The following is a 12,130-nucleotide window of genomic DNA, read 5'->3' as shown; positions in this document are numbered from 1 at the left end:
TCAGGTTAAGGCCCACAAAATAAACAGAACTTGCCTACTCTTAAAGACTACATAAAGATCGGAAACGTCCTGCAAATTTATAGCGAAGACAAGTACCTCACGTAGCTGTGAATGTCTTTGAGCAGCACACCGAGTGAGCGTGCGTGTTGCGCTACCCCTTCTCGCGCCACCGCGTCAATCATCCGTACACCACGGGTTTCCAGCGAGCCGGCCCCTAGAAACGCGACGCTTCCAATCAAACGATGCAAATGCTGTGCGGTGGCACAGGCATCCCGCGTGCGGCGAGCCTCGGTCAGTACGGCGAGGTCCATTTGCGCTTCCCGAACCAGGGTTTGCAACAGTTGCGCCACCGTCGTTGCGCTGCCAAAGGTGTCGAGCAGGCTTGCGCGTGTCGGCCAGTGCGATGGGACCGCAGACTTACAGGGTCGGACACTGGTGGATAACCAATCGGTAAGAACGTCGCGCAGTTGTTCGAAGGTCACGGGCTTGAGTAACCAGGCGTCCATACCGGCTGCCAGGCACCTCTGAATCTGCTCTGGCCCAAGGGTGGCCGTAAAGGCAATGATCGGCACGCGGGCAGTACCGGCCAGACGTTCGTTGCGCCGCACTTGCCGGGTCATGGCGTAGCCGTCCATGACGGGCATCTGGCAATCGGTCAGCACCAGGTCGATGCGCTGGCGCTCCATGACTGCCAACGCTGCCTGGCCGTCGTCCACCACCACAAACCCGAGCGCCAGCCTATGCAGGATCCAACCGAGCAAAATTCGGTAGGCCGGGTGATCCTCCACCACCAGTACCGTCAACCTTTGCCATTTCACAGGCACCACGCGTGACGACGAAGACGCGCGATCGGCATCCTCGTCGGGTGGATTACCCGGCTGCATGTTCACCTCGACTACTCGGTACTACGAACGGAGAGACAGGCTCGCCACCACACCGGGCGCACCTTGCGAGTGCGCAACGCCGACGAATCGTTTGAATGGCTTACTACGCAAAAAACACAATGAAAATAGTTAAATGAATGTTTTTTGACGATACAACAACTACGAAAAAACCCTTTCTCCTACATATCTAAATACTTCTTCTGACGCCTTTCTCAGCCTACGCCGATTGTCGTAATTGTTGTATTTCCAGCAATAGCCGCCCTCGATAAATTGCGCCGCATCCCGAAGCGGGGAGCAGCCAGGATCACGCTGCCAAGTCTATAAACACCACCGCCAATCTCGTGAGGCGGTCGGCATACCTTGTAATGGAATCGTCTGGAATATGGAAATGAAAACGTCTCTCACCGCGCTCTGCGCTGCACTCTTGATTGCCAACTCCTTGCAGGCGCTTGCCGCCAGCAGTGTTGAACTGACTGTCAGCGGCACGATTGTGCCAAGCGCCTGCACGCCTTTGTTGTCGGCGGGTACGGTGGAGCACGGCAAGCTGTCGGCAAAAGACTTGAGCGTCGATCAAGTGACCAAGCTGGCCGACGCAACCCTGCAACTACAGGTCACCTGTGACGCGCCGACCCTGTTTGCATTGCAGGGTGTGGATAACCGAGCAGGTTCCTCCAGCGATATTTCCGGGCAGAGCTACGGGCTCAACCTCATCAATGGCAATCAGAAGCTGGGCTTCTTCCTCCTTCGCCTGCTCAACCCGGTGGCCGACAGCGTAGCCATCACCCCTATTGCCTCGGTGGATAACGGCAACACCTGGACCGAAGCCACTGGCGCCAACTGGCCTCCCCAGCAATTTGCGGGCTTTGGCGACCAGAGCGGTGGGGCCTGGGCGCCGATCCAGATCCAGGAACTGATGACCGAACTGCAGGTGCTGACCTACATCGCCCCCACCCAAGAACTGGACCTTAGCAACGAAGTGCCCATCGATGGTTCAGCAACCCTGGAAGTGAAGTATCTGTAACCCATCCGCGAAGGTATTTGCCCCATGAATCACTGCATCACAGCCCTGATGGCAAGCCTGCTGATGGCCAACGCGACCACTGCACTGGCGGCCAGCAATACCGACCTGAGTGTGACCGGCATGATTACCCCCAATGCCTGCACACCGGGGTTGTCGGATGAGGGCAAAGTCGACCACGGCAAGCTCACCAAGCGCGACCTTCACCCGGACCGGAACACGCTGTTGCCGCGCAATACCTTGCAATTGGAAGTGCGGTGCGAAGGCGCAACCCTGTTTGCCTTGACCACGCTCGACAACCGCGAGGGCTCAGCGGTGATTCCCAACCATCACGGCCTGGGCACCACCCCCAACAACGAAAATATAGGCAGTGTTTCGATGGGGTTGAGCAACCCCGTGGCAGACCTGACGACGCCTGTGCGCACCATTGTGTCCCTGGATGGCGGCGCCAGTTGGTTTGTCGGCACACAGTTGAATCATCTGAGCCTGCTGGCGGTCGCCTCGGTAGACAACCCCACCCAGCCGATGGCGGTGACGAGTTTCGATGCAGACATCACGCTCAACACGCGCATCGCCCGCGCCGACAGCCTCACCCTTACCGATGAAGTCCCCCTCGACGGGCACGTGACCGTCGAGTTGCGTTACCTGTAACACCCGTAAGCCCTGCAAGTCCCGTAAGTCCCTGTAAGCCCTGTATTCCTAGTCCAACAATGGAGCTTTACCCACAATGAAAAAACTACTCTGCACCAGCGTCGCTGGCCTGCTGATCGGCAACGCTTTGCCTGCGTTTGCTGCCTCTACCACTGACCTGACGGTTCAAGGCCTGATTGTGCCGTCGGCGTGCGTACCGAGCCTGTCGAAAAACGCCATCGAACTCGGTCGGATTTCGGTCGCGGACCTCAACGAAGAAACCCGAACCCAGCTGACCTCAAACACTTTGCTATTGAACGTCGATTGCGAGGCCGCGACGCTGTTCGCCATGAAAGCCACTGACAACCGCGTCGAGTCGGCGAGCAACGTCATCGAATTCGGCATCGGCAAAACCGCCAGCGATCAGAACATCGGCGGCTACGTCATGTTTCTAGACAAGGGCATTGCCGACCTGGCGCCCGTTGGAACGATTTTTTCCCTGGACAACGGCTCCACCTGGGGCACCCTTTGGCCGGACGATGGAGTGCAAACCGACTTCCTGGTCTCGATCCGCGATCCTGGCGCTGCACGCACGCCTATCCCCGCCAAAAATACTCAGTTCGAACTCAAGGTAAATCCGTTCATTAATGCAAAAAAAGACGTGACGATCGCCGAAGACACGACCATTGACGGTTCGGTCACGATCGACGTCAGGTACCTGTAACCCCCACCCGATGCCCGTACCACCCGTTCAACATCAGGTATTAATCGCATGAACCCGCTTACCCGTTTGCTGGCCCTGACCGTTGTATTCGCGGCTACGCCCTTGACCTACGCCGCCTCAACCGTGGACTTGGACGTCAAGGGGCTCATCACGCCCCGCGCCTGCACCGTATCGCTGTCGGACAACGGTCTGGTCGATTACCAGGAAATCATGGCGAAGACGCTGCACCCCAGCCAATTCACCGTGCTGCCTGACAAGCAAATGGGCTTCAGCATCGTGTGCGACGCCAAAGTGTTGTTCGCGCTGGCGGGCATCGACAACAAACCGGAGTCATCTCTGGAGCCGGAACGTTTATATGGACTGGGCATGAACATTCATGCCCCCGGCGAGCGCCTGGGCAGGGTCAGCCTGTCGCTGCGCGGGCCGGTGGGCGACATGTTGCCCATGCAAACCCTGGCCTCGCCCGACAAGGGCGAGACCTGGAAGCCGGAGCCTTATGTGTACCCAGGTCTGTATATGGGATTTGCCCGAATGGGCGAGACACTGCCCACGCCCATCGCGCAACTGGTGGCGTCGCTGCGGGTAGACACCTCGATCAGCCCGGCCAACACCTTGACGCTCCAGGAGCGGGTGCCCCTCGATGGCTCGATCACGCTGGACCTGATTTACCTCTGATAACGCGCTGCCCGCGCCCAGGCTAGATACCGGGTCTCGGGCGGCCCATTTGAGAAACCTGTCATGAACCCTACTTTTCCCGTTCTGCGCTGGGGCCTGCACCTCTGCTGTGCCGCCCTGGCAGTGCTGAGCACAACCACCGTACGTGCTGACGGCATGGTGCCGGACACCTCGGTGGTGATCGTCAACGAGGCCGATGGCGAGGCCAGCGTGTCGGTGACCAACACCGACAACACACTGGCCCTGTTGCACGTGAGCCTTGAAAGTATTCCCGAAGACACCGACTCGCTGCTGTTCGTGACCCCGCCGCTGACGCGGGTCGAGCCGTCCAAGAGTCAACTGGTGCGCTTCATTCTGCAAACCAGCGAACCCCTGAAAACCCAGCGCCTTAAACGCGTGATTTTCGAAGGTATGCCCGAGCAGCGCGCGCGCGCCGAAGCCGGGCGTGCGCAAGTAGGGGTCACCGTGCGGCAGAACCTGCCGGTAATCCTTCACCCCAAGGGGCTTGCCCCAAACCGCACCCCGTGGCTGGGCCTCACCTGGACCTTGAAAGCCGACCAGCTCAGCGTCCACAACCCAACGCCCTATGTGGTGCGCATGGCCCAGGAGCTGCTACTGCTGCCTGGCACCGGCACGGCAATGCTGCCGCGCACGTACGTACTGCCCGGTGAAACGCTGACCGTCAGCGCCAGCGGTTCCGGCGCCACTGCCGTGCGTATGCAACCTGCCACCGTCTATGGCTTTGCCGTACCTGCCCACGAAGCGCCCATCACCCTGTGAAGCAACGGCGCCCAGGGACGCACTGGCGCCAATAATAACGAAGTGGCCACCGACGCAAGGCCACCGGGAAGGCGACCTGCCGCGATAGGGAAGCGCGACGGGCACCTCCATCCAGAGAAGAGTGCACTTGTGTGAACACAGTCATGAATAACCGTGACGGCAACGCCGTGCCCGGCGTTTCACCACGCCTGCCACTGATGGTGCTGGCCCTCAGCCAGGGGCTTATGGCAACCCCGGTATGGGCCACCTTTGACTCACAGACCCTGCTCCAGCGCGGGATCGACCCCGAACTTGCCCACCTGCTGATGCAATCACCGCGTTTCAGCCCGGGTCGCCATGCGCTCAACCTGACAGTCAACGGCCAGCGCCGAGGGCGCGTCGATATCAGTTTCGATCGACAAGGCGCACTGTGCTTCGACCCACCGTTGCTGGACGCCGCACAGCTTGTGGTCCCGGCATCCGGCCCTGGGGAGGAAGACAGTTGCTACGACTTCCTCAACGAGTTCCCACAGACGGTGATCGAACCCGACACCGCTAACCTGGGCCTGTCGCTGGTGGTACCCACCCAAGCCCTGCGCCCGGTCAGCCAGGATATTTCCGGGTATCAAACCGGAGGTTTTGCCGCGTTGCTCAATTACGACCTTACCGGTCTGTACAACAACTACGGCGACGACACCAGCCGCTTCGGCTCGGCCAATACCGAGGTGGGTTTCAACGCGGGCGACTGGATCGTACGCAGCCGCCAGGTGCAGACCTGGCAGGACCGCACCTCAAGCACTACACACCTCGACGCCTACGCCCAGCGCACATTCGCCCGCCATCAGGCGGTGCTGCAGGCAGGGCAGATCAACCTCTACAACCCCGTGCTGGCGGGTGCGCAGATCACCGGTGTGCAGGTGCTGACCGAGGAGGCACTGCAAGACCAGAACCAGGGCGCGACCATTGATGGCATCGCCAATGGCCCGGCACAGGTCGAAGTTCGGCAAAACGGCACCTTGATTCACTCCACCGTGGTGCCCGCCGGCCCGTTTACCTTGAGTAATGTGCCGCGCCTCAATGGGCGCTCCGACGTCGAAGTGACGGTCAAGGAGGCCACCGGCGAGGAACGCCGCTTCACCGTACCCGCCGCCATGCTCGGCCTTGGCTTGCCGGCCCCTGGCTACTCGGTGGCTGCCGGGCAAGTACGCAGTATCGGCAACAGTGAGGGCGCCGAGCCCTGGGTGGTGAGTGCCGGCTACAGCGCCGCGCCGCACCCGCAAGTCAGCGTGGGTAGCGGGGTGCTGGCGGCCGAGGCCTATAAATCGGCGGGGCTTAGCCTGGGGTTGTTGCCCTGGCAGGACAGCCAGGTGCAATTGGCGCTGGTGGCCTCCGATGCCACACGGCGCACCCAGGAGCGCGGTGTGCAAACCGACCTGTCGTGGTCGCAGAAATTGACCGAGCGCTGGTCGTTGACGGCCGCCAATTCGTGGCGCACCCAGGGCTACCGCGACCTCACCGAGTCGACCTACACCACCGACACCCGCGAGCAGCAACGTTCGCGCTATCGCGACCAGCAGAGCGCAACCACCTCGTGGTCCCACCCGCAGCTGGGTGCGTTTACGGCAGGTTTTTCCCGCTCGTCGTCATTCCAGGGCGACAACAGCAGCCGTGGCCTGGCCGCCTGGGGGACGCAAGTTGGCGGGCTGTCGGTGTCTGCCACAGCCGAATGGCACATGGGCGGACGACGCTATAACGATGACAGCGTTTACCTGACCGTCAGTGTCCCGCTTGGCAGCAATCGCCGGGGGCGGGCGTGGGTGCGTAACTCCGGTGGCGAGCATCGCACGGGGCTTGGGCTTAACGAACAGCTCAATGATCAATTGGCTTACCGCGTCGGCGTCGAACATGACACACGCGATCGCGAAGTCGAATCATCCCTGGGCGTTTCGGCCCTGCCGTACTACAGCCAACTGGACTTCAACTACACCCGCTCCGATGCCGAGCGTTCGAGCTACCAGGGCGGCGCACGAGGCGCGGTGGTGCTGCACGGTGACGGCGTGACCTTCTCGCCCTACCCGGTGCGCGACACCTTTGCCGTGCTGTCGGTGGGCGACATGGCCGGCATCAAGGTCAACACCCCCAGCGGCCCGGTGTGGACCGACTGGCAAGGCCAGGCCGTAGCCTCGCAACTCAGTGCCTATGGGCGCAGCCCGTTGGAGGTGCAAACCCGCTCGCTGCCACGCAATGCCGACATCAACAACGGCCTGGCTGTGGTCTCGGCCGGGCGCGGCGCAGTGGAGCGCGTCGAGTTCGGGGTAGCCCTGACCCGCCGGGCACTGCTGACCCTGGACAGGCCCGTTCCCAGGGGCTCGACGGTGACCACCGAAGACGGCGAGTTCATCACCCTGGTCCAGGAACACAACCAGGTGTTTCTGCCCGATGTCCTCGACACCCGCACGCTGTGGATCAAAGCCCCCGACCAACCCCGCTGCCATTTGCGCTTCGAGTTGCCCGCCAAGGCCGACCCGCACGTGTACTACGAAACGGCCCCGGCCCGCTGCCAGAACCCTTGAGGAAAAGCCCATGAAGCTTCACCACTGCCTCACCGCCTTGCTGCTCTGCGCCAGCGTGGTACAGGCCCAGGACGAGTGCCGCCTGGACCTCAGCGAATCGCGCCTGGACTTCGGCCTGATGAACCGCGCCGTTGCACCGACCTCGACAGCAGAACGACTGCTCGGCGAACGGCAACTGTCCCTGACGCTGAACTGCCCGCAACCTCAGGACATGAGCCTGTTCTACCGTGCATTGGCCGCCGGCACCGAGCGCCTGCGTTTCACGCAAGGGGGCACTTACCAACTGCAGGTGCGTGACGGCGTGCTGGATGGCCGCGCTGTAGAGCTTGGCTTGCTCGCAGGCCAGGGCCAGGCGCCGAGCCTGGTCGGCGCAAATCTCGGTTGGCGGGCAGACCATGGCGTCGTACCGATGATCGATGGTCAACCCGCCACGGGCCGTAGCTTTTCCGTGCACCTGCAGGTCAGCGCCTGGGCGCGCGAAGAGGCCGTACGGGTGCGTGACGCCGTGACGTGGGAAACCTCAGGGCTGATCGACGCCCCGGCCTCGGGGCGCTCGCGGGAGCTGAGCCTGCAAGCGCGATTCGCACCCGCAGCCTGCGTGCCGAGCCTCTCCAGCAATGGCATCGTGAATTTCGGCAAATTGTCAGTCAGCGACTTGAATCACGACAACCACACCCCCCTGCCGGAACGGCCGCTGAGCCTCACGGTTAACTGCGACGGTCCGGCTCCCTTTGCCCTGGTCATGCATGACAACCGCGACGGCTCCGCCACCGGAGGCCTCGATGAGACCGCCTACGGACTGGGCCTGGATGACCGCGGTCAGAAAATCGGGCGGTATTACCTCCTCGTCGACCCCCCCCAGGCAACCGCCGACAACCTGCCGCAGTTGTATCGCACGGACTCCACCACAGGTGGCACAGCCTGGAGCAGCGCCAGCGCCAACCCACTGCCCCTGGGCGCGCGCAGCCTGCTCGGTTTTACCGCAACGGCCGGCAGCACCGAAGGCCCCCACGCACTGAAAACCCTGCACGCACAACTGAACCTGAAGACCTTTATAGCGCCACTCAACACCCTCGACCTGAGCAGTGAAGTGCGCCTCGACGGTTCGGCGACCCTGGAAATCATCTACTTCTAAGCGCAATCGGAGACTCACATGATGTATCGATACCTGACACTCCTCACCGTGTTGCTCAGCCCCTTGACCAACGCTGCTTCCACCGTCGACCTGAACGTCAACGGCCTGATCACGCCCGCCTCCTGCACGCCGACCCTGTCGGGCAATGGCAGGGTCGAGTTCGGCAAGATCTCCCAACAAGACCTCAACCTCGCAACCGGCACGCGTCTGCCACGCAAATCCCTGAGCCTGACGCTCACTTGCAACGGCCCCGTGCAGTATTCGTTGCGCATGCGCGACAACCGCGACGGCACGGCCCACGTCAACAGCGAGATTTACTATGGATTGGGGCTCGATAACAGCGGCAACAAGATCGGTGTGTATTCGTTGAGCTTCGACCCCAAGCAGACCTCGGCCGATAGCTGGGCGCCGGTCTATGGCACCGAATCCACCACTGGCGGCCTCGCGTGGCGCATGGCCAACCTGAACCCCATCGATGTCGGCGCTAGAAGCCTGCTCGGTTTTACCGATACCGAGGGCAGTACCGCCGGGCCGGCAGCGATCCAGAACCTCACCAGCACCCTCACCCTGGAGGTGGTGATCAACGCCAAGCAGAACCTGGACCTGAGCACCGACATTGTGATGGACGGTTCAGCAACCCTGGAGGTGTTGTATCTCTAGACTTTCTCGCTGCTGACGCCGACGTATTTCGCCCGCCCCGCACCGAGGCCAGCAGCGATGGCGCCCAGGCCAATCACGGCGAACACCCAACCGGTGGCAGCCCAGCCGCCGGTCCAGTCGTGGATCAACCCCACCGCCAACGGGCCGAGAGATGCCAGGGTATAGCCAATACCCTGAGCCATGCTCGATAGATTGGCGGCGACGTGAGCGTCTCGCGAGCGCAGCACGATCAAGGTCAACGCCAAACTGAAAGTACCGCCCTGCCCCAGGCCGAGCAGAATGGCCCAGCCCCATAAACCGTCGATCGGGGCATACAGGCAACCGAACAGGCCGCCGAGGGTCAGCACCATCACCACGACGATGGCCAGGCGCTGGTCCCTGCCGCGCGTGGCCAACCACGGCGCGGTGAGGGCGCTGAGCAGTTGCACGATAATCGAACCAGACAGCGCCAGCCCCGCTTCGGTAGGGCTAAGGCCGCGACTGATCAGAATCGACGGCACCCAGCCAAACACGATGTAGGCCAGGGACGATTGCAGGCCCATGTACAACGTCACTTGCCAGGCCAGCGGGTCACGCAGCAAGCCTTTCACCCGGTAAGCGACGCGATGCGCACCCTGTTTCTGCCCGATTTGTGGTAACCAGAACATCGCCGCCAACAGCGCAGGCGCCACCCAGAAGCCCAGGCCGATGTTCCAGCTGTCACCAAAATAGTGACTGATGGGCACCGTGGCCCCCGCCGCCAGCGCCGCGCCCAGGCACAGCGCCATGGTGTACACACCGGTCATGGTGCCGGCCTGTTTGGCGAAGTCACGCTTGACGATGCCCGGCAGCAGCACGCCGATGATGCCAATGCTCGCACCGGCAATCAGGCTGCCCGCGAACAAACCCACTTCCCCAAATGCACTGCGCAGCAGGATGCCGGCGGCCAGCGTTAGCAGAATCCCGAGCACAACGCGCTCGGCGCCAAAGCGCCGGGCCAGGATCGGCGCCAGGGGCGCAAACAACCCCAGGCACAGCACCGGCAAGGTGGTCAGCAAACCCGCCCTGGCAGCCGAAAGGCCGAGGCTGGTCGATACGTCATTGAGCAGCGGCGACAGGCTCGACAACGCCGGGCGCAGGTTCAACGCCACCAGTACAAGGCCCAACAGCAATAGCCACGGGCGACTCACCAGCGGGTGGTCGTGTTGCACCACGTCGTCGTCGGCTTCGGCGTCGATCAACAGTTCTTCCAGCTCGGGCGTGCGCTGCGGTTTTGGGGCTTGAGAGGTCATTGATCAACTGCCGGCAGAGGGAGAGGCGCTTGCGCTAATTATTCGATGAAATCTCCCACAGCCTATTCGGACGTGCCTACGAGAGCAACGGACTAGGTTTCTTAGGCAGCAAAAGGAGCAGTATTTTCGATTGGTAAAATTACCCTTAGAGGGTAATTATTGAACTCAGGTGTCTTATGGAAAAGTACACACCTCATTACGATTTGGCGGTGATAAAGGCGGATGTGAGGCGGCTGGGGAGAAGCGCCTTTACACAGTCAGCGCAAAAATGCGGCTGGGAAGTGCGCTTCAGCATCGGGCAAATGCAAGACGTCATTTATGAGTTACAAAACTGGATGTTGTACAAATCGATGACCACTTACGGGGACCATCGAGTCTGGCAGGACGTGTACCACACCCACTCGAAAGGCAGGGAGATTTACATCAAGGTGACTTACCGCGTAGACGGTAGGCCACCGGTGATCTCCTTCAAGGAGAAAAACCAATGAAAGAACCCGAGCTTTGCTACATCTGCGGCGCACCCGACGCTCTGCACTATTTCAAGGGCCGCAGTGAAACCATTAGTGTCAAAGGCATGGAGCGCCGGGTGGATAATCTCTCCGGCTGGGAATGTCATGTATGTGGAGACGGCTTTTGGGACCCGGATACAGATAGCGCCGACCGTTTTGGAGAAGCAGGCGATGAACTCGTCGTTGCAGCCCGACAAATGATCGGCACAGAGATGAAACGCATCCGCCGCAAACTGCACCTTACCCAGAAAGAGGCCGTGGAACTGCTCTCCGGTGGCGGCCACAATGCCTTCTCACGTTATGAACGCGGCGAACTGCTAGCCCCCAAAACCTTGGTGTTACTGATGCGCTTGCTGGATCGTCACCCGCATTTGCTGGCGGACGCAAAAGCCTTGGCTGAAGGCGCCGATATGCGCGGCGCCTTTACCTATACCAAACACGATAAAGCTGAAACGCTCAAAGCGTCCTAGCTCCAAAAAATAAACCCGGCACCAGGCCGGGTTTATTTATTCACACATCGATCAATGCAAAATCTGGCTCAAGAACAACTTGGTCCGGTCATTCTGCGGGTTGTCGAAGAAGTCATTCGGCGCCGCCTGCTCGACGATCTCGCCCTTGTCCATGAAGATCACGCGGTTGGCCACGGTGCGCGCAAAGCCCATTTCGTGGGTCACGCACAACATGGTCATGCCGTCTTCGGCCAGGCCGATCATGGTGTCCAAAACTTCTTTCACCATTTCCGGGTCGAGTGCCGAAGTCGGCTCATCGAACAGCATGATTTTCGGCTTCATGCACAAGGCACGGGCAATCGCCACACGCTGTTGCTGACCGCCAGAGAGTTGCCCCGGAAACTTGTGGGCCTGCTCCGGGATACGCACGCGCTCCAGGTAATGCATGGCGATTTCTTCGGCCTTGCGCTTGGGCATCTTGCGCACCCACATCGGTGCCAGCGTGCAGTTTTGCAGGATGGTCAGGTGCGGGAACAGGTTGAAGTGCTGGAACACCATGCCGACTTCGCGGCGGATCGCTTCGATCTGCTTGAGGTCGTTTGTCAGTTCCACGCCATCGACCACGATGCGGCCTTGCTGGTGTTCTTCCAAGCGGTTGAGGCAACGGATGGTGGTGGACTTGCCCGAACCCGACGGGCCGCACAGCACGATACGCTCGCCCTGCTTGACGTTGAGGTTGATGTCTTTCAACACGTGGAACTGGCCGTACCACTTGTTGACGCCCTGCATCTGGATAATGCCTTCAGGGCTCACAGGCTGTTTGATCGCTTCGCTCATAACATC

At 61.0% G+C, this 12,130-nt stretch carries 13 protein-coding genes; 10 read left to right on the top strand and 3 right to left on the bottom strand.

What is annotated here, in order from left to right; translation table 11 throughout:
• Positions 1-77 precede the first annotated feature (77 nt).
• On the bottom strand, positions 78-884 hold the full coding sequence (locus tag ICY20_RS01700) for a response regulator (RefSeq protein WP_194936798.1): 807 nt from the start codon (positions 882-884) through the stop codon (positions 78-80).
• A gap of 388 nt (positions 885-1,272) precedes the next feature.
• Between ICY20_RS01700 and ICY20_RS01695 the strand changes: the two genes are divergently transcribed.
• The 8 genes from ICY20_RS01695 to ICY20_RS01660 all read left to right on the top strand — a co-directional run bounded on the left by ICY20_RS01695 (position 1,273) and on the right by ICY20_RS01660 (position 9,058).
• A complete protein-coding gene (locus tag ICY20_RS01695) occupies positions 1,273-1,905 on the top strand; it encodes a DUF1120 domain-containing protein (protein WP_194936797.1) in 633 nt (210 codons plus the stop codon).
• Between the two features lie 24 nt (positions 1,906-1,929).
• Positions 1,930-2,553 (top strand): DUF1120 domain-containing protein, encoded by a 624-nt coding sequence (locus ICY20_RS01690; protein ID WP_159962478.1) that lies wholly within the window; start codon positions 1,930-1,932, stop codon positions 2,551-2,553.
• 76 nt (positions 2,554-2,629) lie between these two features.
• Positions 2,630-3,256, top strand: a complete 627-nt coding sequence (locus ICY20_RS01685) for a DUF1120 domain-containing protein (RefSeq protein WP_194936796.1) — start codon at positions 2,630-2,632, stop codon at positions 3,254-3,256.
• Positions 3,257-3,304: 48 nt separating this feature from the next.
• Complete coding sequence (locus ICY20_RS01680) at positions 3,305-3,931, top strand: DUF1120 domain-containing protein (protein ID WP_159962480.1); 627 nt, start codon at positions 3,305-3,307, stop codon at positions 3,929-3,931.
• Positions 3,932-3,994: 63 nt separating this feature from the next.
• Positions 3,995-4,711, top strand: coding sequence for a fimbria/pilus chaperone family protein (locus tag ICY20_RS01675; RefSeq protein WP_159962481.1), 717 nt, complete (start codon positions 3,995-3,997; stop codon positions 4,709-4,711).
• 143 nt (positions 4,712-4,854) lie between these two features.
• Positions 4,855-7,263, top strand: coding sequence for a fimbria/pilus outer membrane usher protein (locus ICY20_RS01670; protein WP_159962482.1), 2,409 nt, complete (start codon positions 4,855-4,857; stop codon positions 7,261-7,263).
• 10 nt (positions 7,264-7,273) lie between these two features.
• The gene (locus ICY20_RS01665; RefSeq protein ID WP_194936795.1) at positions 7,274-8,398 is read left to right on the top strand and encodes a DUF1120 domain-containing protein; all 1,125 of its coding nucleotides are present in this window, start codon (positions 7,274-7,276) and stop codon (positions 8,396-8,398) included.
• Between the two features lie 18 nt (positions 8,399-8,416).
• Positions 8,417-9,058, top strand: coding sequence for a DUF1120 domain-containing protein (locus ICY20_RS01660; RefSeq protein ID WP_159962484.1), 642 nt, complete (start codon positions 8,417-8,419; stop codon positions 9,056-9,058).
• On the opposite strand, the gene ICY20_RS01655 is transcribed toward ICY20_RS01660, so the two are convergent.
• Positions 9,055-10,329, bottom strand: coding sequence for a CynX/NimT family MFS transporter (locus ICY20_RS01655; RefSeq protein ID WP_194936794.1), 1,275 nt, complete (start codon positions 10,327-10,329; stop codon positions 9,055-9,057). The two genes, ICY20_RS01660 and ICY20_RS01655, sit on opposite strands and share 4 nt — an antisense overlap.
• Positions 10,330-10,505: 176 nt before the next feature.
• On the opposite strand from ICY20_RS01655, the gene ICY20_RS01650 reads away from it, so the two are divergent.
• Both ICY20_RS01650 and ICY20_RS01645 read left to right on the top strand, forming a co-directional pair.
• Positions 10,506-10,817, top strand: a complete 312-nt coding sequence (locus tag ICY20_RS01650) for a type II toxin-antitoxin system MqsR family toxin (RefSeq protein WP_159962486.1) — start codon at positions 10,506-10,508, stop codon at positions 10,815-10,817.
• Entirely contained in the window at positions 10,814-11,308 is a 495-nt protein-coding gene (locus ICY20_RS01645; RefSeq protein ID WP_159962487.1) for a type II toxin-antitoxin system MqsA family antitoxin, read from the top strand. The genes ICY20_RS01650 and ICY20_RS01645 overlap by 4 nt, the downstream gene beginning before the upstream one ends.
• Before the next feature lie 51 nt (positions 11,309-11,359).
• On the opposite strand, the gene ICY20_RS01640 is transcribed toward ICY20_RS01645, so the two are convergent.
• Positions 11,360-12,124, bottom strand: a complete 765-nt coding sequence (locus ICY20_RS01640) for an amino acid ABC transporter ATP-binding protein (protein ID WP_003171943.1) — start codon at positions 12,122-12,124, stop codon at positions 11,360-11,362.
• Positions 12,125-12,130: the final 6 nt, after the last annotated feature.

It is taken from the genome of Pseudomonas pisciculturae, from assembly GCF_015461805.1.
GTDB lineage: Bacteria > Pseudomonadota > Gammaproteobacteria > Pseudomonadales > Pseudomonadaceae > Aquipseudomonas > Aquipseudomonas pisciculturae.
This window is presented reverse-complemented; position numbering and strand designations above follow the sequence as displayed.